Below are 21939 nucleotides of genomic sequence, written 5' to 3'. Positions count from 1 at the left end.
CCGCGTCATGCGGGCTTTTTCATGCCTCAAAGATCACCTCACCATTGCAGGGTGAGTGCGCTTGCAAAGTCTCGCGGCTCCCCGGTCACCGGGTCGATGAACCGCAACCCCTGGGCGAGCAGCTTCAAGGGGTTGGCGTAGTCGTCCTCTGCGTCCTTGAGCACGTCCGGGTAGAACGGGTCGTTGCAGATGCTGGCGCCCAGCGCCGTCATGTGCACCCGCAACTGATGTTTCTTGCCGGTCACCGGGTAGAGCCCGTAACGCCAGAGATCACCGTTCTTCTCCCTGACTTCGACCGCCGTCTCGCTGTTGCAGACGCCCGGACCTTCCTGCATGCGGAAGAAGGGTTCGCCATCGACCAGGCGACTTTTGTGCACCAGGGGAAACGTCAACTGCGGCAAGGCCCGGGCGATCGCCTCGTAGCGTTTTTCGATCTGCCGGGTCGGAAACAACGACTGATAGGCGGACCGGCTCTGCGGATTGGCAGAGAACAACACCAGGCCGGCCGTGTGCCGGTCAATGCGATGCAAGGGAACGAGATGCGGGTTATCCAGACGGCGGATCAGACGGCGCAGCAGCGTCTGCTCCACGTACTCGCCCGCGGGGGTCACGGGCAGGAAGTGCGGCTTGTCCGCCACCACCAGATGCTCGTCGGCATACAGGATCGACTCCGTCACCGGGATCGGTTTCTCGTCCGGGACCTCACGAAAGTAATGAATGCGCAGGCCTTCCCTGTACGCCAGGTCAGGAGCGATGGGCACCCCCTGCCCATCGAGGACGCGACCGCGCGCGATCCTGTCCAGCCATTGTTCACGGCCAATGGCGCTGAAGTGATCACACAGACAATCGAGTACGGTCAGCCATGGCCCTGGGGGCAGGTACAGTGTGCTGGCCTGACTGTGCGCGGCGCTAAATGCTGAAGTGGACATACAAAACGCTCTAACCCTCAATGCAGGCCGGCATTATCCAGCACTGCCCGGATCGGGCCTAGAGAAGAATCCTCAGGCGGTGATCGACTGTGTAGTGGCCGCCGCCTCGGTGTACTCCTTGAGCCAGCGCAGCACATCGACCGCTTCCCAGCGCGTCGGATCATACAGCGCATACAACAGCCCCTGATAACCGACGACATCCAGTTGGCGGTGATAACCGGCACGCTGGAACAAGGCTTCGATTTCGGCGAAACAGGTATTGAAATGCACCTTGCTGAAGGGCGTCTTGCCTTCGGTGACCAGGCCATCCAGGCGCAATTCGCTGACAGCCTCACGCACGACGTCCACCGACATCAGGTTCACGCTGCTCTTCAATTGTTCGACATTGACCAACATTCATCCCTCTGACTTGCGGGGTCACCTGTCCAGAACCGCGAGGGAGAACAACAGGACGGGCAACCCAGCTAACTGTATGAACATACAGTAACCGAATAATCCATCCTTCGCCAATGCTGGCGCAAGATTCAGCGCAGGAAAGCCACCACCTGATCGGCGTCGAACGGCCAATCGAGTTCGGCCCCCGTATCCAGGCGGCGCAACACCGGAATACGCAAACCGTAGTCTTCGACCCAGTCTTCGTTTTCCGCGATGTCGACCAGCTCCACCAGCAAACCGTGCTCGACCAGGGGCATCAGTTCTTCTTCGGCAAGCTCACATAGGTGGCACCCCAGGGTGCCGAACAGCTGACATTCAGGAGGCATGAGTGCAGGACCCGGAAAAATAGGCGTTCATTCTAGGCCCGGGATCAAACGCAGTCGAGCGACCACCCCGAACCTGCGCAGGAGCAAGCACGCACAGGAATCGAGCCAACGGCTGACACACGTCACCCGGCTTTGCTATCAATTGCGTGATCCTCGCGGCTTTTTTGCCGCTACGCTGGAATGGCCAGCGATCGCTTCCGGAGATTCCAGTGTTCGCCAATCTACTGATCATTCTCGCCTCGTCCCTGGTGGTGATTGCCCTGTTCCAGCGCCTGCGCCTGCCGCCGGTGCTGGGTTACCTGTGTGTCGGGCTGTTGATCGGACCCACGGCATTCAACTGGGTCAATGAAAGCGAAGATCTGCCCGACCTCGCCGAGCTGGGCGTGGTGTTCCTGCTGTTTACTCTGGGGCTGGAGTTTTCCCTGTCGAAGATGATCGCGCTGCGCAAGGTGGTGTTTCGCCTGGGCAGCCAGCAAGTACTGGGCACCGCGATTGTGCTGGGCGGGCTGTTGATGCTGTACGGATTGCCGGCCACCCCCGCCCTGCTGCTCGGCGCCGGGCTGTCGCTGTCGTCCACGGCCATTGTCAGCAAGGAGCTGGGCAGTCTCGGCGAGATCTTCAGCAGCCACGGCCAGAACGCCATCGCCGTGCTGCTGTTCCAGGACGTGGTGGCGGTGTTGCTGCTGACCCTGGTGCCGGTCTTCGCCGGCAGCAGCGATCAGGCCTGGTACTGGGCCTTGCCGGTGACGCTGGGCAAGACCGTGGTGCTGTTCTTCGGCCTGCTGCTGGCCAGTCGCTGGCTGCTGCCGCGCCTGTTCCATGAAGTCGCGGCCGCCCGCTCGGCAGAACTGTTCGTGCTGCTGGCCCTGGTGATCGTGCTGCTGACGGCGTGGCTGACCCATCTGCTCGGTCTCTCCCCGGCCCTGGGCGCCTTTCTGGCCGGCATGCTGCTGGGGGAAAGCCATTATCGCCATCAGATCGAGGCCGACATCCGCCCGTTTCGCGACATCCTGCTCGGGGTGTTCTTCGTCAGCATCGGCATGCTCATCGACCTGCAACTGTTCGCCAGCCACAGCCTGCTGATACTCGGCCTGACGCTGGGGTTGTTGCTGATCAAGGGTTGTGTGGTTGCGCTGCTGGTCAAATGGCGTGGCAGCGACGCGGAAACCGCCTGGCGCAGCGGCCTGGCCCTGGCCCAGGGCGGCGAGTTCTGCTTTGCGTTGATGGCCCTGATGCAGCAGAACAAGTTGATGCCTGCCGAGATCGGCGGGTTGTTGCTGGCCGCGACCTTCTGCTCGATGCTGCTGACGCCGCTGTTGTTGCGGGCCGCGCCGCGCATCGCCCTGCGCCTGCACCGCAAACCCAACGAGGAAGCCAAGCTCGAGGAAATCAGCGCGCTCAATGCCGGGCTGCACCGCCATGTGGTGATTTGCGGCTACGGTCGCGTCGGCCAGTCCATCGGCCGTTTCCTGCGCCGTGCGCAGCAACCCTACATTGCCCTGGACAACGATCCGGTGCGCGTGCAGGAAGCCGGCACGGGGGAAACCTGCGTGCATTATGGCGATTCGCGGCGTGGCGAGCTGCTGGTCGCCGTTGGACTGGAGCGCGCGCGGCTGCTGGTGATCGCCGTCGACCAGGCCGACATCGCCCTGCTGATCCTCAAGGAGGCCCGCCGATTCAACGCCAGCGTGCCGATCCTGGTGCGAACGCGCGACGACAGCCAGTTGACCGAACTGAAAGCGGCGGGCGCCAGCGAAGTGGTGCCCGAGCTGCTGGAGTCCAGCCTGATGCTCGCCTCCCATGCGTTGATCATGCTGGGCCTGCCCGGGCAGCAGGTGCAAGACCGGGTCGACCAGGTGCGGCGAGATCGTTATCGCCTGCTCCACGACTTCTATCCCGGCGCCGAAGACGTCGAGAAGTGAGTCAATCCTGACTGACTGCGCCGATCTTGTGCACCGACAGGTCGGCGCCGTAATACTCTTCTTCCTGGCTCAGGCGCAGGCCGTGCAGCGCCTTGATCACCCCGTACACGGCAAAGCCGCCGGCCAGTGCAACGACCACGCCCAGCGCGGTACCGATCAACTGGCTGACCAGGCTGACACCGCCCAGGCCACCCAACGCAGCCTGGCCGAAAATGCCACAGGCGATACCGCCCCAGACGCCGCACAGGCCGTGCAATGGCCACACACCCAGCACGTCATCGATGCGCCATTTACCCTGGGCAGCGGTAAAGCACCAGACGAACAGCGCGCCGGCGATGGCGCCGGTCACCAGCGCCCCCACCGGGTGCATCAGGTCGGAACCGGCGCAGATCGCCACCAGCCCGGCCAACGGGCCGTTGTGCAGGAAGCCCGGGTCGTTGCGCCCGACGATCAGCGCGGCCATGGTGCCGCCGACCATGGCCATCAGCGAGTTCACCGCCACCAGGCCACTGACGTTCTGCAGGGTCTGCGCGCTCATCACGTTGAAGCCGAACCAGCCGACGATCAGGATCCACGACCCCAGGGCCAGGAACGGGATGCTCGACGGCGCGAACGCCACCAGCTTGCCGTCACGATAACGCCCATTGCGTGGCCCCAGCAGCAACACCGCCGCCAGTGCCAGCCAGCCGCCCATGGCATGTACGACCACTGAGCCGGCAAAATCATGGAAGCCGGCGCCGAAGCGCTCTTGCAACCAGGCTTGCAGGCCATAGTTACCGTTCCAGACCATGCCCTCGAAGAAGGGATAGATAAACGCCACGATCAACGCCGTGGCGCACAGTTGCGGTACGAACCGGGCACGCTCGGCGATACCGCCGGAAATGATCGCCGGAATTGCCGCGGCAAAGGTCAGCAGGAAGAAAAACTTCACCAGCCCGTAACCATGATCGGCATTGAGCACGGCCGCCGGTTGCAGGAAGGTCGTGCCATAGGAAATCCAGTAGCCTATAAAGAAGTAGGCCAGGGTCGAGACCGCGAAGTCGCTGAGGATCTTCGACAAGGCGTTGACCTGGTTCTTCTGTCGAACCGTACCGACTTCGAGAAAGGCGAAACCGGCGTGCATGGCCAGGACCATGACCGCACCGATCAGAATGAACAGCGTGTTGGAGCTATGGACCAGACTGTCCACAGCGCTTTGCAGATTTTCCATGGAGGGCAGACCTGAAGAATGAAAAAAAGCACCAAAGCGGTTCGCGCGAAACCTTCATGCACCAAGTTGAAACCACCGGCGACCGACACTCCGATCGCGGTGAACCGCTTTGGCGCACAAAGTGGCAACCTTTGCGCGGGTTTTCATTATTTGAGATAAGGCTTGGCGTGGATCACGCCCGACAACAGCGCAAACGCGCGGGCTGGCGCACCATGACATAGCAAAAGACGTACCAGTGATTTGTACTGAACCTTCGCCCAAGGCTCATACTCGAACGCAACAGAAGCCACTTACGGAGATCACCAATGGCCAGCATCAAGGCAAAGACTGCTCAAGAAATCCTGATGAACGATTTTCAGACGCTCGTCAGCGACACCGAACGTTTGCTGGAGCACACCAAGACCCTGGCAGGTGATCAGGCTGACGAATTGCGCGAACAAATCCACGACAGTCTGCTGCGTGCCCGCGAAACCTTGAAGCTGACCGAAGAATCCCTGCTTGAGCGTGGCCAGGCTGCCGTGACCGCCACCGAAGACTACGTGCAGGCCAACCCATGGCAATCGGTCGGCATTGCCGCCGGCGTGGGTTTCCTGCTCGGTCTGCTGGCGACCCGGCGCTGATTATGGCCATCGACGAATCCGGCTCGACCGCCACGGGCCCAGGCTCCTCATCGCGGCGCCTGGGCGCCGCTTTCCTTGGATTGCTGCACAGCCATGTCGAACTGTTCGGCATCGAACTGCAGGAGCAAAAAGCCCGCACCGTCAGCCTGCTGCTGTTCGCCGGCCTGGCGCTGGTGTTCGCCTTGCTGCTGCTGGTCGGGCTCTCGACATTGGTCATGATCATCTTCTGGGACACTTATCGTTTGCCCGCCATCATCGCCCTTTGCGTGTTTTACGTGCTGGCCTGCATCTTTTGCGCGATACGCCTGCGAGCGGCGATTTTCGATGAGTCCTCGCCTTTCCATGGCACCCTCGAAGAATTGGCCAACGACCGGGAGCGCCTGCTGCCATGAGCCTGCCTGAATTGCCTCGCAACAGTTCGCGCACCGAAATGCGCAAGGCCCTGATCCGCCTGCGCATGGAAATGCACCGCCAGGAAATCCGCCAGGAATCCAGACAACTGCTGCAACCCCTGCACCGGGTGCGCGGCATGACGCAAAACCTGCAAGGCGGGTTGGGCATCAAGCACGCACCGCTCTGGGGCATGGCGGCCGTTACCCTGCTGGGCTTCCTGACCGGCAAAGGTGCCAAAAGCGGCGGCACGGGCAGCCTGACTCGACTGGTACGCCTGGCCACCACCCTGGGCCCGTTGATCAAACTGGTCATGGGCTCCACGCCCAAGCACTGAGCCACTATCTGGCTGCATTCTTGCAACGTCACCGGGATGAACCTCTTTAGCCAGAGGTTCAAACCTGTGTGCCCGCACGGCATCCCGGTTATCCAAAAACAAGATCCACTAAGGAGGCCCCGTGATCGACGGGCAACCGCTGGCCTGCTTTCAACCATTCATTGATACCGCCACTGGCCGTATCGCCGGGGTCGAGGCATTGGGCCGGCTGCGTCAGGCCGATGGCCGACTGGCGTCCGTGGGGCCCTTGTTTGCCGATCCGCGAACACCCGCCATCGCCCTGCGCCGGCTCGATCGCCAGATCCGTGACAACGCCCTCGGCCGCCTGCACGAAGCACCTCAGGACTGGTTCCTGAGCCTGAACATCTCACCGCGCTGGATCAACCGCTTGCGCGCGGACCAGGCGCTGCCGAGCCTCAAGCAGTTGAGCCGGCATGGCGTCGACCCTCGGCGCATCGTCTTCGAGATCACCGAACTGAGCGGCGACATCCAGCGTCTGGCCGAGGTGGTGGCGCGCTATCGCCAGGCCGGTGCGCGCATTGCCATTGATGATTTCGGCGCCGGTTATTCGCAACTCGATCGCGTATTGGCCCTGCAACCGGACATTCTCAAACTCGACATGCGCCTGTTCCAGGCCGCCGCACTCGGCGGTCCCAGCAGCGACGTGGTCAAGGCGCTCGCACAGATGGCGGAAAAGACCGGTTGCTGGATCATCGCCGAAGGCGTGGAAACCGAAGCACAATTGAATTTCGCCCTGGAATGCGGCTCGCGTTATGTACAGGGCTACCTGTTCGCCCGGGCACAAACCGATTTTTTCGCCACGGATGCGTTCGTCGAACGCTTTGCCGAGCTGCGCCAACGCTACGTCCAGCAAAAAATCGCCGAACGTGGCCGGCTGATGCTCATGCGCCAGCAACTCTGCGAGCTGATGGCCATCCTGCAAGCCTGGGCGCAGACGCGTGCGCCACTCAGCGCCTTGCCGCAGCTGGATGCCTTTCCCTGGCTGTTGCGCTTTTACCAATGCGACCGCCACGGCACGCAATTGACGCCGAACCTGGAATGGCGCAACCAGCGCTGGGAAGCCGATGATCGCTACCTGGGACACAACTGGTCATGGCGTCCGTACTTCTATCATTTGCTGGCAGAAGGCTGGGATGAACGGCGACTGACGCTTTCCAGCACCTACCGCGATGCCACCAGCAATCAGTACTGCCTGACCGCCGGGCAGTTTTTCAACAACGGCGAACGGTTGCTGCTCATCGACATTGATGCGGCCGGGCTTTGAGGCCAGTCGCAGGTTCCGCTTGCAGGCATCGGTGTGAAACGGGAAGCTAGGGGCTCAGTCACCTGACGGAGAGTCCCCGCCTTGGATTGGCATACCCTGCTTACTCGCGAACGCCTCGGAAAGCCTGTGCACAGCTCGGATGAACTGGGTCGCAGCCCTTTCCACAAAGACCACGACCGCATCATTTTCTCCGGCGCTTTCCGTCGCCTGGGTCGCAAGACTCAAGTCCATCCGGTTTCCAGTAACGATCATATCCACACACGCCTGACGCACTCGCTGGAAGTCAGTTGCGTCGGTCGCTCGCTGGGCATGCGTGTCGGCGAAACCATCCGCGGCGCCCTGCCCGACTGGTGCGAACCCAGCGACCTGGGCATGGTGGTGCAGTCGGCCTGTCTGGCACACGACATTGGCAACCCGCCTTTCGGGCACTCCGGCGAAGACGCGATCCGCCACTGGTTTCAACAAGCCGCAGGCCGTGGCTGGCTGGACGCGATGAGCGAAGCCGAACGCAACGACTTCCTCAATTTCGAGGGCAACGCCCAGGGCTTTCGGGTACTCACCCAACTGGAGTATCACCAGTTCGATGGCGGCACACGGCTGACCTTCGCCACCCTCGGCACTTACCTCAAATACCCGTGGACGGCCAAGCACGCCGATTCGCTGGGCTACAAGAAACACAAGTTCGGCTGCTATCAGAGCGAACTGCCGCTGCTGGAGCAGATCGCCCACAAGCTGGGCCTGCCGCAACTCGAGGATCAGCGCTGGGCCCGCCATCCGCTGGTGTACCTGATGGAGGCTGCCGACGATATCTGCTACGCGCTGATCGATCTCGAAGACGGCCTGGAAATGGAGTTGCTGGAGTACGCCGAAGTCGAGTCGCTGTTGCTGGACCTGGTGGGTGACGATCTGCCGGAAACCTATCGCCTGCTGGGCCCACTGGATTCACGCCGGCGAAAACTGGCGATTCTGCGAGGCAAGGCCATCGAGCACCTGACCAATGCCGCCGCCCGTGCCTTTGTCGAGCAGCAGGACGCATTGCTCGCCGGCAGGCTGCCCGGCGATCTGGTGGAGCACATGCACGGCCCCGCCAAGCGCTGCGTATTGAACGCGAAAGACATGGCCCGCAAGAAAATTTTCCAGGACAAGCGCAAGACACTGCACGAAATCGGCGCCTACACCACCCTGGAAATCCTCCTCAATGCCTTCTGCGGCGCTGCGCTGGAGCAGCACAACGGGCGCACGCCATCGTTCAAGAGCCGCCGTGTTCTCGACCTCCTGGGCAACAACGCGCCCGATCCCAATGGCCCGCTGCACACCTCGTTCCTGCGCATGATCGACTTCATCGCCGGCATGACCGACAGCTATGCCAGCGAAATGGCGCTGGAAATGACCGGTCGTTCCAGCCACTGATGACACCCGGTTGATTGGTCATTCCGTCGCCTGGAATGGCTGATCAACCCTCTCCCACCCAACTGCACTCAGCGTTCTGCGAATCGCCCTACACCTCACGCCGAGCAAACTGATCGCTTGCCCGACACGCTCGCGAAATAATGAGGCGCCCATCTGTATGAGCGATGAAGCGTGAGTAAAACCCGGATAAAAGACGATCTACGTATCCTCCTGGTGGAAGATCACCCCTTTCAACTAAGGGCCACTCAATACTTGCTGGAAAGTTATGGCTTTACCCAACTGACAACTTCCGACAGTGCCCATGGGGCCTTGCAACAAATGCTGACTGCCGTACAACCTTTCGACATTCTTTTGTGCGACCAATGCTTGCCCGATCTTCCCGGCCTCGATCTGGTCGAACTCGCCAGCCATCAAGGCATGATCCGCCAGGCCATATTATTGAGCAGCCTGACCTGCATGGAACTTGATGGGCTGGAAAAAACCGCTAATGCCCACGGACTTCCGCTGCTGGGTTACTTGATAAAACCGTTGAAACAATCCGAATTCAGGGATTTATTGAATACCATAAAGCCATAAACACCAGGCTCAGGAAAACACCGCTGTAATACCGATATATATTCGCAAAGCCCTGATCGAAAAAATAGATGGGCAAACTGATAACAACTTTTTCCAACCCCACGCTAAACCTAGTTGATTCGTAGTCCTATTCTTTTTCACTTGTAGGACAATTCCTATATTGCCGGTTAAGCTCGCTCGGTTCATGCGTCCCGTCAACTATCTGAGCTAAGGTGCGCGCTTTATCTGAGCTCGCATGGGACTTGATTATGAACTCCGTTTTTATCGTCGACGATCACCCTGTCATCCGCCTTGCCGTTCGAATGCTGCTGGAACATGAAGGTTACAAAGTTGTCGGCGAATCCGATAACGGGGTCGATGCCATGCAGATGGTTCGCGAGTGCATGCCGGATCTGGTCATTCTCGATATCAGCATCCCGAAGCTGGACGGGCTCGAAGTACTTGCGCGGTTCAACGCGATGAGTACGCCATTGAAAACACTGGTCCTGACGGCACAATGCCCGACACTGTTCGGTATTCGCTGCATGCAATCCGGCGCATCAGGTTATGTCTGCAAACAGGAAGACTTGAGTGAACTGGTCAGTGCGATAAAAGCGGTATTGTCGGGTTACAACTACTTCCCAAGTCAGGCATTGAATCCGGTTCGCGGGGATGATGTGCGATATGCCGAGCTGGAACTGTTCAAGTCCGTCAATGATCGGGAACTGATGGTATTACAACTTTTTGCACAGGGGCGCACCAACAAGGAAATCGCCAAAGGCATGTTCTTGAGTAACAAGACCGTCAGTACCTATAAGAAACGACTGATGCAGAAACTCAAGGCCAAATCCCTGGTTGAACTCATCGAGATGGCAAAACGTAACGCATTGGTGTGAGCCACAGGATGCCCCGTCGTATAAAGGACTATCTGACACTCATCGCGGCAGGCTTATGCCTGAGCACCTCGGTGTCTGCTGCGCATGTGGCCAGCGAACACTTTTCGCTGCTCAGTCGCTCGACTGTCAAACCCCTGGAAGTCCGACTGGAGCCGTCGCAACGCCAATGGATCGCGGGCAGGCAAGAGCTGATCCTCGGCACATCGGCACCGGACTACCCGCCTTTCGACCTGACCATCAGCGGCAAGGACTACGAAGGGTTCACTGCCGATTACGCGGGCATCCTGGGCAGGACGCTCGGTTTGCCAGTCAAGGTCCAGCGCTTTGCCTCCCGAGGCGCCGCCATCAAGGCCCTGGAAAAAGGCGAGGTCGATCTGCTCGGCACGGCCAATGGCTTCGAGGCTCACAATGCCGACATCGTGCTCTCGGCACCTTACGCCGTGGACCAACCGGTGCTGGTCACCCGCGAAGGCGAAACGCGCTCCCTGACCGATGGCCTGGCCGACTTGCGCCTGAGCATGGTGTACCACTACCTGCCGCTGGAGGAAGTCCGCAGCCTGTACCCCAAGGCGATCATCACCTCCTACCCGTCCTATCAGAATGCGATCAATGCCGTGGCCTTCGATCAGGCCGATGTGTTTCTGGGCGATACCATCTCGACCCACTACATGATCAACAAGGGCTACCTGAACAACATCCGCATGGCGAACTTCGGCAAACACGAAGCCCACGGATTCAGTTTCGCCGTCCACAAGAACAACCCGCAGCTGCTGGGGATCATCAATGCGATGCTCACGGCCATCCCCGCCAGCGAACGGCAGAACATCGCCGAGCGCTGGAGTGCCGGCAGCGACATTCTGCTCACCGACCAGAAGCTGCAACTCTCCCACGCCGAGGAACAATGGCTGACGCAACACCCGGTGGTGCGCGTGGTGGTCAACGAGGCCTTCGCCCCGCTGACGTTTTTCGACAGCGATGGCAATTTTCGCGGGGTCACCGCCGACCTGCTCGAACTGCTCAGACTGCGCACCGGGCTGCGCTTCGACATCCATCGCAGCCGCAGCGACGACGAAATGATCGAGAAGGTCAAAGACCACAAGGCGGACATGATCGCCGCGCTGCTGCCCAGCGCCGAACGCGAAACACAGCTCAACTTCACCCGTCCCTACCTGCAGAACTCCTTCGTCCTGCTGACCCGCAAGGTCGGCAACAGCCCGGCGAACCTCGAGCAAATGGAGGGTAAACGCCTGACCATCGCCCAGGGCCATCCATTGCTGGAATACCTGCGCACCGAGTTCCCGCGGATCAAGCTGATCGAAACGCCGGACACCTTCAGCGCCGTCGAGTTGCTGGCCGAGGGCAAGGCGGAAGGTGCGGTGAACTCGCTGGTCATCGCCAACTATTTCATTTCATCGCGGCTGTTCGAACGTACCCTGCAGATCCGTACCACCATCGGCACCCGGCAGGCCGCCTTTTCCCTGGCGACCGGGCGCGATGCCAGGGAACTCAACGCCATTCTCAACAAGGCCCTGCTGAGCATCGCCCCGGAAGAACTGGGCATCATCAACAGCCGCTGGCGCGGTTACTCGGCCTCTTCGCAGAGCACCTGGCGCAACTACCAGCGACTGTTCTACCAGATCGTGATCGGCGCCGGCGTGCTGTTACTGCTGTCCGCCGCCTGGAACGCCTACATGCGTCGCCAGATCAAACAACGCCAGGCGGCCGAACGTGCGCTCAACGACCAATTGACCGAACGACGCCAACTGGTCGAGCAACTGCGCCACGCCAAAGAGCGCGCCGACGAAGCCAACCGCGCAAAGAGCACCTTCCTGGCGACCATGAGCCACGAGATCCGCACGCCCATGAATGCCGTCATCGGCATGCTCGAACTCACGCTCAAGCGCATCGAAGGCAACCATCCGGACCGCGCGGCCATTGATGTCGCGTACAGGTCGGCCAAGGATCTGCTGGAGCTGATCGGCGACATTCTCGACATTGCACGGATCGAATCCGGGCGCGTCAGCCTCAGCCCGGAGCGAGTGAATCCGAGTGAAATCGTCGGGTCGGTGGCACGCATTTTCGAAGGGCTGGCCCGGCAGAAAAACCTTGAGCTGCTGGTGGAACTGAACCCGGCCAATCCCGCAGTCGATGTCCTGCTGGACCCGATGCGTTTCAAACAGGTCCTGTCGAACCTGGTCAGCAATGCGATCAAATTCACCGAGCGAGGCCAGGTGCGGATCACCCTCGAACTGCTTGCCACCGCGCAACCTGAGCACATACGGATGCTGTTGCAGGTCGAGGACAGCGGCATCGGCATCACTGAACGGGATCAACAGCGCCTGTTCGAACCCTTCGCCCAGGCCGATGCCACCGGCCAGTCAGGCAGGGGCGGCGCCGGGCTGGGCCTGGTGATCAGCCGAAGCCTGTGCGAAATGATGGGCGGCAACCTGAAACTGGACAGTCAGCCGGGCGTCGGCACCCAGGTACAGGTTTCCCTGCTGCTGCCCACCCTGCCCGTCGAACGCCAGGCGCCCGCCGAAGAAACGTTCATCCACGCCAGCACAGCGCCGTTGAACGTCCTGGTGGTCGACGATCACCCGGCCAATCGCCTGCTGATGTGCCAGCAACTGGAGTTCCTCGGGCACCGGTTCTGCGTTGCCGAAGAGGGCGAGTCGGGTCTCAGGGCCTGGGAAGCCGAGCGGTTCGACCTGGTGATCGTCGACTGCAACATGCCAATCATGAATGGATACGAACTGGCCCGCGCCATTCGTGCCCATGAACAGCAGACCCGGCGACCCCGTTGCACGCTCCTCGGTTTTACCGCCAACGCACAGCCGGAAGAACTGCAGCGTTGCAAGCAGGCCGGGATGGACGACTGCCTGTTCAAACCGCTGACATTGAGTGCCCTGAGCCACTGGGTGGCCGGCATCACACCGACCGCGCCGGCCTTCAGCCTCAAAAGCCTGCACTTGCTGACAGGAGGCAATCCGGTGATGGATCTGCGGCTGTTGACCGAACTGCTCACCAGTAACCGCGTGGATCGGCAGGCACTGCTCGCCTTGTCCGGGTCGAACGAGCGACAGTCTTTTCTCGACATCGCACACAAAATCAAAGGCGCTGCGCGTATCGTTCAGGCCAGCCGTCTGATCCACTGCTGCGAGCTGCTCGAACAGGCCTGCCACGAACCGTTCGACCGGCAAGCCGTGGCCGATTGCAGCGAAACCCTGGAGCGCGCAATGCTCGAACTGGAACAGGCATTGCAGCAACAAATAGCGCGAATCGACAACAGCACAATGGCGGAGCCTTAACTATGCTTGGTCGCTGAGCAGTGTGTTCAACATCATGGAGAGAATCCGCAATGCCCAGCCCACTGCGTCCGGATCAACGGCGGTTTCCCCTGCACGTGCACATCAGCGTGATGTTCACCTTGCTGCTGTTATTGACCGGCATCGTGCTGGGCCTGTTCAACTATCAGCAAACCACGCAGATCATTCTTTCCAGCAGCGAAAAACTCTTCCAGCGCATCGAGCAGGACGTGCGGCTGGACCTGCATGCCACCTATGAACCGATCCGCCACCTGCTGAGCCTGCAAGTCTACAATCCCGCGACCCAGGCGACCGACACGGAACAACGCCTGGCTTTGCTCAAGCCCTTCACCCAGTCGCTCAAGGACAACGAAGACCTCGCCTCCCTGTACGTGGGCTACGACGATGGGGATTTTTTCATGGTCCGGCCATTGCAGACGCCAGCCTTGAAAACACTGCTCAAGGCGCCGCCGGCAGCGGCCTATCAAGTGTGGAGCATCGAGCGCAGCGGCAGCGACCAGACGCGTTCGCAATCGTTGTTTTTCGATCAGGAGCTGAACCTCATCAGTCGTCAGGACAACCCCGACGACACCTACGATCCACGAACCCGCCCCTGGTTCTCCAGCGCCCGCAGCGACAGCGATCAGATCACCACGGCGCCTTATCTCTTTTTCTCCACCCATAACGTCGGCACCACACTGGCCCGACGCAGCGGCCCACATGCCGTCATGGGCGCCGACCTGACGCTGTCGGAGCTGTCCGAGACCCTGGCCAAGCACGTTGTCACCCCCCACACCGAAATCGTCCTGTTCGATGCCCAGGGCAATGCCGTCGCCTACCCCGACAGCAGCAAGCTGATCGTCGACGACCAGACCGCCCGCCTGAGCAAGGCCGCCGACCTCAATCCCGCCCTCGCTGCATTGCTCGATGGCCCGGCCACCGGCCAGCGGTTGCAGGCGGCCGGTCGGCAATGGATCGTGGCCCGCAGTCACATGGAAGAAGGCGGTCCCCAGGGTTTGCAACTGGCGCTGCTGGTGCCGGAGGACGAATTGCTCGCCGATGCCTATCGCCTGCGCTGGCAGGGTGCGTTGATCACCCTCGCCACGCTGTTGCTGTGCCTGCCGTTGGGCTGGCTGACGTCCAGGATCCTGGTCCGGCCGTTGCGCCGGCTGGTGCAGGAAGCCGATGCCATCCGCAGTTTCAATTTCAACGTGCCGATCTCGCGCCGCTCGCCGGTGCTGGAAATCGACCAGTTGAGCGTGTCGATGACCCGCATGAAAGACACCCTGGCGAGTTTTTTCCAGATCACTGACAGCCTGAGCGCCGAGACCCGGTTTGCCCCATTGCTGGAGCGGGTGCTGTTCGAAACCGTGAAGATCGCCCAGGCTCAGGCGGGCCTGATCTACCTGCGGGAAAACGACGGCGATCGCATGGAGCCCCAGGGGCTGGTGGTCAACGACAACTCCCAGGCACTGTCGGCGTTCGGCCTGCGTGGTCACGCCCTGCAGGACCCACAAAGCCCGGCCTGGCTGCAGCAACTTGCCACCCGCAACAACGTGGTCACAGGCCTCGGTTTTGACCAGGCCGGGGATCTGCAGAGTGTGCTGTCGGCGATGGCCTGCCCCCGGGTGCACCTGATCGGTATCCGCCTGCACAATCGCCATGACGAAACCGTCGGCCTGCTGGTGCTGTTGCTGGCCGACAGCGGCGATCAAAGCGATTTGGAGAAGCTCCGGCCGGACCGCATCGCCTTTCTCCAGGCCGTCTCCGGTGCGGCGGCGGTGAGTATCGAGAGCCAGCGCCTGCAAGCCCGGCAGAAACAGCTGCTCGATTCATTCATTCAATTGCTGGCCGGCGCGATCGACGCCAAGAGTCCCTACACCGGCGGCCATTGCCAGCGTGTGCCGGCCTTGATGCTGATGCTCGCCCAGGCGGCTGCGGCCAGTCAGGAACCGGCGTTCAAAGGCTATCAGCCGACTGAAGACGAGTGGGAAGCGCTGCACGTGGCGGCGTGGCTGCATGATTGCGGCAAGGTCACCACGCCGGAATACGTGGTCGACAAGGCCACCAAGCTGGAAACCCTGAACGACCGCATCCACGAAATCCGCACCCGATTCGAAGTCCTCAAGCGCGATGTCTGGATCGACTACTGGCAGGCCGTCGCCCAGGGCGGTGACGAGACGCATCTGGCCGAGCGACGCGATGCCGGCCTGGCGGAACTGGATGCCGACTTTGCCTTCGTCGCCCGTTGCAATCTGGGCAGCGAGGCCATGGCCGAAGCGGACCTGCAACGCCTGCGCAGCGTGGCCCAGCGCACCTGGCGCCGAACCCTGGACGATCGCCTCGGCGTTTCCTGGGAAGAAAACCAGCGCCAGGCACGAACCCCGGCACCGACCCTGCCGGTCGATGAACCGCTGCTGGCGGACAAACCCGAGCATTTGATCGACCGCGCCGAGGCCGAGCTGATCCCCCAGGACAATCCATGGGGCTTCAAGCTCGATGTACCCCGCTACAAATACAACCGTGGCGAACTCTACAACCTGAGCATTACCCGAGGCACGCTGACCCGCGAGGAGCGTTACATCATCAACGATCACATGGTGCAGACGATCCGGATGCTCAGCCACCTGCCCTTCCCCAGCCATCTCAGGAAAGTTGCGGAAATAGCCGGCGGCCACCATGAAAAAATGGACGGCACCGGTTACCCCAAGAGGTTGAAACGCGAAGAAATGAGCCTGTCGGCGCGGATGATGGCGATTGCCGATATTTTCGAAGCGCTGACGGCGGCCGACCGCCCCTACAAGAAAGCCAAGTCGTTGAGCGAAGCGCTGGGCATCATGGCCATGATGTGCCGTGACGCCCATATCGACCCGGAGTTGTTCGGTCTGTTCGTCAATGCCAGGATCTACCAGCAATACGCCGAGCAGTTCCTTGACCCTCAGCAGGTCGATGCGGTGGACCCGCCAGCCTTGTTGGCCAAGGCTGGCCTGGCCTGATCAGCAGTCGGTGAGGCGCAGGAAAATGGCCGCCAGTTTTTCAATGCCGGCCTGATCCTCCACGGTAAACCGCGCGAGTTTGGGACTGTCGAGGTCCAGCACGCCGATCAGACGGCCGTCCTTGACCAGCGGCACGACCAGTTCGCTGTTCGACGCGCTGTCGCAGGCGATGTGGCCGGGGAACGCATGGACGTCTTCAACCCGCTGTGTCTGCAACGAGGCTGCCGCCGCGCCGCACACGCCACGTCCGAACGGGATGCGCACACAGGCGATCTGCCCCTGGAACGGGCCAAGCACCAGTTCTTCGTTGCGATTGAGGTAAAAACCGGCCCAGTTCAGGTCATCGAGCTGGTTGAACAGAAATGCCGAGAATTGCGCGGCGTTGGCGATGAAATCACGCTCGTCCGCCAGCAGCGACTCCAGTTGCGCATGGAGCATGCTGTAGCCTTCCAGGCCCTGGCCGCTTTGTTGTAAATCGATCATGCCTTGTGCTCCAACAGCTTGAGCCCTACCCAATAGCGGGCGAATTGATAGGCGCAACGTCCATTGCGGTTACCTCGTCCGGTCGCCCAGCGCACCGCGAGGATGTCCAGTTCTTCATCACGCTGCCACTTCAGCCCGGCCTTGCCGGCCAACTGACCGATCCAGTGTTCGACCACATTGAGGAAGTGTTCCTGGGTGAACGGATAAAACGACAGCCACAGACCGAAACGGTCCGACAGGGCGATCTTGTCTTCCACCGCTTCGCTGGGATGCAGTTCGCCGTCGACGCGTTTCCAGTTTTCGTTGTCGCTTTCCTTTTCCGGCACCAGGTGGCGACGGTTGGAGGTGGCGTACAGCAAAACGTTGTCCGGCGCCTGTTCGAGGGAACCGTCGAGCACGCTCTTGAGCACGCGATAGTCGCCTTCGCCCGACTCGAACGACAGGTCATCGCAGAACAGCACGAAACGCTGCGGCAACTTGGCGATCTGCTCGACGATTCGCGGCAGATCCGCCAGGTGATCGCGCTCGATCTCGATCAAGCGCAGGCCGGCCTTGGCGTGTTCGGCCAGCAACGCGCGCACCAGCGAGGATTTGCCGGTGCCGCGCGAGCCCCACAGCAAGGCGTGGTTGGCCGGCATGCCGTCGATGAATTGCTGGGTGTTGCGCCCCAGTTGCTCCAGCTGTCGCTCGACGCCGATCAGGTCGGACAAGCGCATGTCCAGGCTGACCTGCAGCGGCAACAGAAAGCCGCTGCGCCCTTCGCGTTGCCAGCGTGCGGCCAGGCATTGCGTCCAGTCGATGTCTTGACGCAGCACGGGCAGCAGCGGTTCGATACGGGCCAGAACGGCATCGGCGCGTTCAAGAAAAGCATTCAATCGGGAATCCACGTCTTCTCCTCGGGCACGTTCACAGTAATGATGGCGCTGCAGCGATGAAGCACGGCGTTCGGTGCCTGGGTCATCCCTTGTTGCACAAGGGCTCGCGAGAACATCGGTAGCAATGCATGATCGACTATGCTTGAGCAGCGAAGGGAAACGAAAGTGGTTCGACACCCCATGGATATCAATTTCACCAACCGGCTGTCCTACAAACAGGCCCGGCTGACCGTGCTGGTCGGTTTTATTCTGGGCACGCTGCTCAGCCTGCTGCAAATAGGCATTGATTATGCCAGCGAAGACGCCTCCATCAACCGGGAAATACAGTCTTTACTGGAAATCAGCCACAACCCCGCCTCGCGCATCGCCTACAACATCGACGCCGAACTGGCCCAGGAACTGACGCTGGGGCTGCTGCGCTCGCCGGCGATCATCGGTGCACAACTGACCGACAACAACGGCGCGGTGCTGGCCAACGTCAAGCGTCCCGGCGCACAGAGTGGCTACCGGGTCATCAGCGACTTCCTGTTCGGCGCCGATCGCGCCTTCGAGGACCGCTTGTACCTGGACCACCTGCCGAACGAGTCCCTCGGCACCTTGCGCCTGGACGTCGACACCTACGCCTTCGGCAGCCGGTTCCTGAAACGGGCCGAAGTGACCCTGCTCAATGGCTTCGCCCGCAGCCTGCTGCTGACCGGCATTCTGCTGGCCCTGTTTTACGTGATGCTGACCAAGCCCCTGGTGCGGGTCATTCGCGAGCTCAGCAGCCGCGATTCGCGCAGCGTCACCCCCACCTGGCTGGAATGCCCCGGCGGCCATGAACGCGATGAAATCGGTGTACTGGTGAAGGTTGCGAACCAGCAGTTCGAAAACATCGCCACCGAAATCCAGCAGCGGCGCAACGCTGAAAACCGTCTGACCGACTACCTCGGGCAACTGGAAAACATCGTCTCGGCGCGCACCACCGAACTCAAGGCGATCAACACCCGGCTCAGCCAGTCCAACCAGGAGCTGGAAGTGGCCCGCAGCACAGCCCTGGATATGGCCGAAGCGCGTTCGGTGTTCCTCGCCAACATGAGCCACGAGATCCGCACACCGCTCAATGGCCTGCTGGGAATGATCGCCCTGTCCCTGGACGGCCCGCTGAACGCCGAACAGCAGCAGCAACTGTCGATTGCCCATGACTCGGGCAAAGTGCTGGTGGAACTGCTCAACGATATCCTCGACCTGTCGAAATTCGATGCCGGCCAACTCGAACTCGAACACATCCCATTCGATCTCGGCGCACTGATCGAGGACACCGCCAACCTGCTGTCGCAGAACGCCGCGCCCAGTGTCGAACTGACCTGCCTGATCGAGCCGGCTTTTCCAGCGCTGGTACTCGGTGACCCGACGCGAGTGCGGCAGATCGTCAGCAATCTGTTATCCAACGCGCTCAAGTTCACCCGCTTCGGCCGCGTCGACGTGCGCCTGTCGAGCTATGAGGAAGGCGTGCGGATCGAAGTCTGCGACACCGGCATCGGTATCGCCCAGGATGCCCAGGTCAAGATTTTCCAACCCTTCACCCAGGCCGGAGCCGGTATCACCCGGCAATTCGGCGGCACCGGGCTGGGGCTGGCACTGACCTACAACCTCTGCGAAGCCATGCAGGGGCGCCTCACCATCAGTTCCGAAGCGGGTTTCGGCAGCCAGTTCTGCGCCGATCTGCCCCTGCCCTGCCATACCCGCGCCCTGCCACCGGCGACGTTGCGCGGCAAGGTCATCGCGATCACCGCGGCCAGCAGTGGCCTGGCGGAGTTGTTGCAAAGCCTCCTGCCCGGCTGGGGCCTGGATTACCAGCAGCGCTCGATCGACGACCCGATGGTCGATCTGGCGCCTGACGTGGTGATCACCGACTGCCCGCAATGCCTGTTCAAGCTGCGGCCCCACTGCACGGCGCCGATCCTGCTTGTCACCGCGTACGGCAGTTTCCTGCCCAGCGAGGAAGCCAGTGCCCTGGCGCCTCTGCAACAGCAGGCGCGGCCACTGGCGCGCAATGCCCTGTACCAGACATTGCGGCGCATCCTGCAACCGGAAATCAACACCCTCAACGATGCCCGGCTCGAAGCCTTGTCACCCCAGCGTCGCGGGCGGGTGCTGCTGGTCGAGGACAACCCGGTCAATCAACTGGTGGCCAAGGGCATGCTCGGCAAGCTCGGCTGCGAGGTGATCGTCGCTGCCCATGGTGCAGAAGCGCTGGATCAACTGGAAATCAGTGAGTTCGACTTGGTGCTGATGGACTGCAACATGCCGGTGATGGACGGCTACGAAGCCAGCCGGCAGATCCGCCGCAGCGGGCGCTGGCCGCAGTTGCCGATTGTCGCCCTGACGGCCAATGCCATGTCCGAAGAACGCGAGCGTTGCCGCGCCGCCGGCATGAGCGATTACCTGGCCAAACCGTTCCGCCGTGAAGAGCTGGCGACCCTGCTGGATCAATGGATGCCGGCTACGACAACGCCTTGATCTGCCCCAGCAGGTGATCCAGGCCGGTGCGCAGTTCGCTGAGCCGATCCAGATCGACCCCGCTGTCGCATAACAGTCGGGCCTTGAGCGGCCCGACCTGCTCGCGCAAGGCCTGACCTGCCGGCGACAGGCTCAGGTGCACCTCACGTTCATCCCGCGCCGAACGCTGGCGCTGCACCAACTGCAACTGTTCGAGGCGCTTGAGCAACGGCGTCAAGGTGCCGGAGTCCAGCGCCAGACGCTCCCCCAGGGCCTTGACCGTCGGCTGCTCCGGCGCGGCGTCCTGCCATTCCCACAACACCAGCATCGCCAGGTACTGCGGGTAGGTCAGGCCGAGCTGGTCGAGCATCGGCTTGTAGGCGCGAATCACCGCCCGCGAGGCGGCATACAGCTTGAAGCACAGCTGGTTATCGAGCTTCAGCGAATCGACGGACAGGCTGTTCATTTGAGCAGGGCTTCGATCTCGCGGCTCAAGTCCTGTGGCTTGGTAGCCGGCGCGAAACGCTTGACCAACTGGCCGTCCTTGCCGATCAGGAACTTGGTGAAGTTCCACTTGATACCCTGGGAACCCAGCACGCCCGGTGCGCGCTTTTTCAACTGCACGAACAGCGGATGGGCACCGGCACCGTTGACTTCGATCTTTTTGAACAGCGGGAAGCTGACGCCGTAGTTCAGCTCGCAGAACTCGGAAATCGCCCCTTCGTTACCCGGCTCCTGCTTGCCGAACTGGTTGCACGGGAAACCGAGCACCACCAGCCCCTGGTCCTTGTAGGTTTGCCACAGTTCTTCGAGGCCCTTGTACTGCGGGGTGAAACCACACTTGCTGGCGGTGTTGACCACCAGTACGGCTTTACCGGCGAAGTCGGCCAGGGTCTTTTGTTCACCCTTGATGGTGGTGCACGGGATGCTCAGCAAATTGTCGCTCATGGCAGGCGCTCTTGTTCGAGGTGGATAAGGCAAACATAGCGAGCAATTGAATTGTGTGCAATTTAAATAATCAAGGAGCGATCGGTCGATCGCTCCCGCTTCGTTACCCGCGCGGCACCAGGTCCAGGCACACCGAGTTGATGCAATAGCGCAGCCCGGTCGGTGGCGGACCGTCCGGGAACACGTGGCCCAGGTGCGCATCGCATTTGGCGCAGACCACTTCGGTACGGATCATGCCGTGGCTGACGTCACGGATCTCGACCATGGCGCTGTCGGCGATCGGCGCGTAGAAGCTCGGCCAGCCGCAGCCGGAGTCGAACTTGGTCTTCGAATCGAACAGCGGTTCGTTGCAGCAGATGCAGTGGTAGACGCCATCGACCTTGCTGTCATTGTATTTGCCGGAAAACGGCCGTTCGGTGCCCTTGAGGCGGCAAACGTTGTACTGCTCCGGATCGAGCATCGCCCGCCATTCTTCCAGGTTTTTTTCCAACTTTTCCATCATCACACCTCAGCAGCTGAAAAAGCCCGATCTGTAC

At 61.2% G+C, this 21939-nt stretch carries 20 protein-coding genes; 11 read left to right on the top strand and 9 right to left on the bottom strand.

Annotation, left to right across the window (positions count from 1 at the left end):
- Window positions 1-38: 38 nt before the first annotated feature.
- The 3 genes from ABVN20_RS26510 to ABVN20_RS26500 form a co-directional block, all read right to left on the bottom strand.
- Window positions 39-929, bottom strand: coding sequence for a pseudouridine synthase (locus ABVN20_RS26510; RefSeq protein WP_368558763.1), 891 nt, complete (start codon window positions 927-929; stop codon window positions 39-41).
- A 72-nt stretch (window positions 930-1001) separates the two neighbouring features.
- A complete protein-coding gene (locus tag ABVN20_RS26505; RefSeq protein WP_368559407.1) occupies window positions 1002-1322 on the bottom strand; it encodes a transcriptional regulator in 321 nt (106 codons plus the stop codon).
- Between the two features lie 131 nt (window positions 1323-1453).
- Entirely contained in the window at window positions 1454-1690 is a 237-nt protein-coding gene (locus ABVN20_RS26500; RefSeq protein WP_368558762.1) for a glutaredoxin family protein, read from the bottom strand.
- 209 nt (window positions 1691-1899) lie between these two features.
- Between ABVN20_RS26500 and ABVN20_RS26495 the strand changes: the two genes are divergently transcribed.
- The gene (locus ABVN20_RS26495) at window positions 1900-3612 is read left to right on the top strand and encodes a cation:proton antiporter (protein WP_368558761.1); all 1713 of its coding nucleotides are present in this window, start codon (window positions 1900-1902) and stop codon (window positions 3610-3612) included.
- 1 nt (window position 3613) lies between these two features.
- Here ABVN20_RS26495 and ABVN20_RS26490 read toward each other — a convergent pair whose 3' ends face one another.
- Window positions 3614-4822 carry an ammonium transporter gene (locus ABVN20_RS26490; protein ID WP_368558760.1) on the bottom strand — a complete coding sequence of 403 codons (1209 nt, stop codon included), beginning with the start codon at window positions 4820-4822 and terminating at the stop codon, window positions 3614-3616.
- 305 nt (window positions 4823-5127) lie between these two features.
- Between ABVN20_RS26490 and ABVN20_RS26485 the strand changes: the two genes are divergently transcribed.
- The 9 genes from ABVN20_RS26485 to ABVN20_RS26445 all read left to right on the top strand — a co-directional run bounded on the left by ABVN20_RS26485 (window position 5128) and on the right by ABVN20_RS26445 (window position 16616).
- Entirely contained in the window at window positions 5128-5442 is a 315-nt protein-coding gene (locus ABVN20_RS26485) for a YqjD family protein (protein WP_368558759.1), read from the top strand.
- A 2-nt stretch (window positions 5443-5444) separates the two neighbouring features.
- Window positions 5445-5834, top strand: a complete 390-nt coding sequence (locus ABVN20_RS26480) for a phage holin family protein (protein WP_368558758.1) — start codon at window positions 5445-5447, stop codon at window positions 5832-5834.
- On the top strand, window positions 5831-6169 hold the full coding sequence (locus ABVN20_RS26475) for a hypothetical protein (protein ID WP_368558757.1): 339 nt from the start codon (window positions 5831-5833) through the stop codon (window positions 6167-6169). Before ABVN20_RS26480 ends, ABVN20_RS26475 begins: the two co-directional genes overlap by 4 nt.
- A 121-nt stretch (window positions 6170-6290) precedes the next feature.
- Window positions 6291-7454 (top strand): EAL domain-containing protein, encoded by a 1164-nt coding sequence (locus tag ABVN20_RS26470; protein WP_368558756.1) that lies wholly within the window; start codon window positions 6291-6293, stop codon window positions 7452-7454.
- 81 nt (window positions 7455-7535) lie between these two features.
- Entirely contained in the window at window positions 7536-8864 is a 1329-nt protein-coding gene (locus ABVN20_RS26465) for a deoxyguanosinetriphosphate triphosphohydrolase (protein ID WP_368558755.1), read from the top strand.
- A gap of 171 nt (window positions 8865-9035) precedes the next feature.
- The gene (locus tag ABVN20_RS26460; protein ID WP_368558754.1) at window positions 9036-9440 is read left to right on the top strand and encodes a response regulator; all 405 of its coding nucleotides are present in this window, start codon (window positions 9036-9038) and stop codon (window positions 9438-9440) included.
- A gap of 248 nt (window positions 9441-9688) precedes the next feature.
- Entirely contained in the window at window positions 9689-10315 is a 627-nt protein-coding gene (locus ABVN20_RS26455; protein WP_253430281.1) for a response regulator transcription factor, read from the top strand.
- Window positions 10316-10323: 8 nt separating this feature from the next.
- Entirely contained in the window at window positions 10324-13623 is a 3300-nt protein-coding gene (locus ABVN20_RS26450; protein WP_368558753.1) for a transporter substrate-binding domain-containing protein, read from the top strand.
- 50 nt (window positions 13624-13673) lie between these two features.
- The gene (locus ABVN20_RS26445; RefSeq protein WP_368558752.1) at window positions 13674-16616 is read left to right on the top strand and encodes an HD domain-containing phosphohydrolase; all 2943 of its coding nucleotides are present in this window, start codon (window positions 13674-13676) and stop codon (window positions 16614-16616) included.
- On the opposite strand, the gene ABVN20_RS26440 is transcribed toward ABVN20_RS26445, so the two are convergent.
- Entirely contained in the window at window positions 16617-17099 is a 483-nt protein-coding gene (locus tag ABVN20_RS26440) for a GAF domain-containing protein (RefSeq protein WP_368558751.1), read from the bottom strand.
- Complete coding sequence (locus tag ABVN20_RS26435) at window positions 17096-17986, bottom strand: ATP-binding protein (protein WP_368558750.1); 891 nt, start codon at window positions 17984-17986, stop codon at window positions 17096-17098. Before ABVN20_RS26435 ends, ABVN20_RS26440 begins: the two co-directional genes overlap by 4 nt.
- Window positions 17987-18154: 168 nt before the next feature.
- Between ABVN20_RS26435 and ABVN20_RS26430 the strand changes: the two genes are divergently transcribed.
- Entirely contained in the window at window positions 18155-20476 is a 2322-nt protein-coding gene (locus tag ABVN20_RS26430) for a response regulator (protein WP_368558749.1), read from the top strand.
- On the opposite strand, the gene ABVN20_RS26425 is transcribed toward ABVN20_RS26430, so the two are convergent.
- The 3 genes from ABVN20_RS26425 to msrB all read right to left on the bottom strand — a co-directional run bounded on the left by ABVN20_RS26425 (window position 20460) and on the right by msrB (window position 21902).
- Window positions 20460-20921, bottom strand: coding sequence for a MarR family winged helix-turn-helix transcriptional regulator (locus ABVN20_RS26425; protein ID WP_368558748.1), 462 nt, complete (start codon window positions 20919-20921; stop codon window positions 20460-20462). The genes ABVN20_RS26430 and ABVN20_RS26425 overlap by 17 nt on opposite strands.
- Window positions 20918-21403 carry a glutathione peroxidase gene (locus ABVN20_RS26420; protein WP_223483803.1) on the bottom strand — a complete coding sequence of 162 codons (486 nt, stop codon included), beginning with the start codon at window positions 21401-21403 and terminating at the stop codon, window positions 20918-20920. The genes ABVN20_RS26425 and ABVN20_RS26420 overlap by 4 nt, the downstream gene beginning before the upstream one ends.
- A gap of 103 nt (window positions 21404-21506) precedes the next feature.
- On the bottom strand, window positions 21507-21902 hold the full coding sequence (gene msrB / locus ABVN20_RS26415) for a peptide-methionine (R)-S-oxide reductase MsrB (protein WP_368558747.1): 396 nt from the start codon (window positions 21900-21902) through the stop codon (window positions 21507-21509).
- Window positions 21903-21939 lie beyond the last annotated feature (37 nt).

Origin of the sequence: Pseudomonas sp. MYb118 (assembly GCF_040947875.1) — a bacterium.
In the GTDB taxonomy this organism is placed as follows: domain Bacteria; phylum Pseudomonadota; class Gammaproteobacteria; order Pseudomonadales; family Pseudomonadaceae; genus Aquipseudomonas.
The sequence above is the reverse complement of the archived record's forward strand: the minus strand, read 5'-3'. Positions and strand labels throughout refer to the sequence as shown.

What these genes read in the sequence shown, in the direction of transcription:
- ABVN20_RS26440 (WP_368558751.1), bottom strand. Translation starts at nt 17,099, where the DNA reads ATGATCGATTTACAACAAAGCGGCCAGGGCCTGGAAGGCTACAGCATG.
- ABVN20_RS26480 (WP_368558758.1), top strand. Translation starts at nt 5,445, where the DNA reads ATGGCCATCGACGAATCCGGCTCGACCGCCACGGGCCCAGGCTCCTCA.
- msrB (WP_368558747.1), bottom strand. Translation starts at nt 21,902, where the DNA reads ATGGAAAAGTTGGAAAAAAACCTGGAAGAATGGCGGGCGATGCTCGAT.
- ABVN20_RS26430 (WP_368558749.1), top strand. Translation starts at nt 18,155, where the DNA reads ATGGATATCAATTTCACCAACCGGCTGTCCTACAAACAGGCCCGGCTG.
- ABVN20_RS26500 (WP_368558762.1), bottom strand. Translation starts at nt 1,690, where the DNA reads ATGCCTCCTGAATGTCAGCTGTTCGGCACCCTGGGGTGCCACCTATGT.
- ABVN20_RS26425 (WP_368558748.1), bottom strand. Translation starts at nt 20,921, where the DNA reads ATGAACAGCCTGTCCGTCGATTCGCTGAAGCTCGATAACCAGCTGTGC.
- ABVN20_RS26445 (WP_368558752.1), top strand. Translation starts at nt 13,674, where the DNA reads ATGCCCAGCCCACTGCGTCCGGATCAACGGCGGTTTCCCCTGCACGTG.
- ABVN20_RS26420 (WP_223483803.1), bottom strand. Translation starts at nt 21,403, where the DNA reads ATGAGCGACAATTTGCTGAGCATCCCGTGCACCACCATCAAGGGTGAA.
- ABVN20_RS26490 (WP_368558760.1), bottom strand. Translation starts at nt 4,822, where the DNA reads ATGGAAAATCTGCAAAGCGCTGTGGACAGTCTGGTCCATAGCTCCAAC.
- ABVN20_RS26455 (WP_253430281.1), top strand. Translation starts at nt 9,689, where the DNA reads ATGAACTCCGTTTTTATCGTCGACGATCACCCTGTCATCCGCCTTGCC.
- ABVN20_RS26510 (WP_368558763.1), bottom strand. Translation starts at nt 929, where the DNA reads ATGTCCACTTCAGCATTTAGCGCCGCGCACAGTCAGGCCAGCACACTG.
- ABVN20_RS26485 (WP_368558759.1), top strand. Translation starts at nt 5,128, where the DNA reads ATGGCCAGCATCAAGGCAAAGACTGCTCAAGAAATCCTGATGAACGAT.
- ABVN20_RS26475 (WP_368558757.1), top strand. Translation starts at nt 5,831, where the DNA reads ATGAGCCTGCCTGAATTGCCTCGCAACAGTTCGCGCACCGAAATGCGC.
- ABVN20_RS26450 (WP_368558753.1), top strand. Translation starts at nt 10,324, where the DNA reads ATGCCCCGTCGTATAAAGGACTATCTGACACTCATCGCGGCAGGCTTA.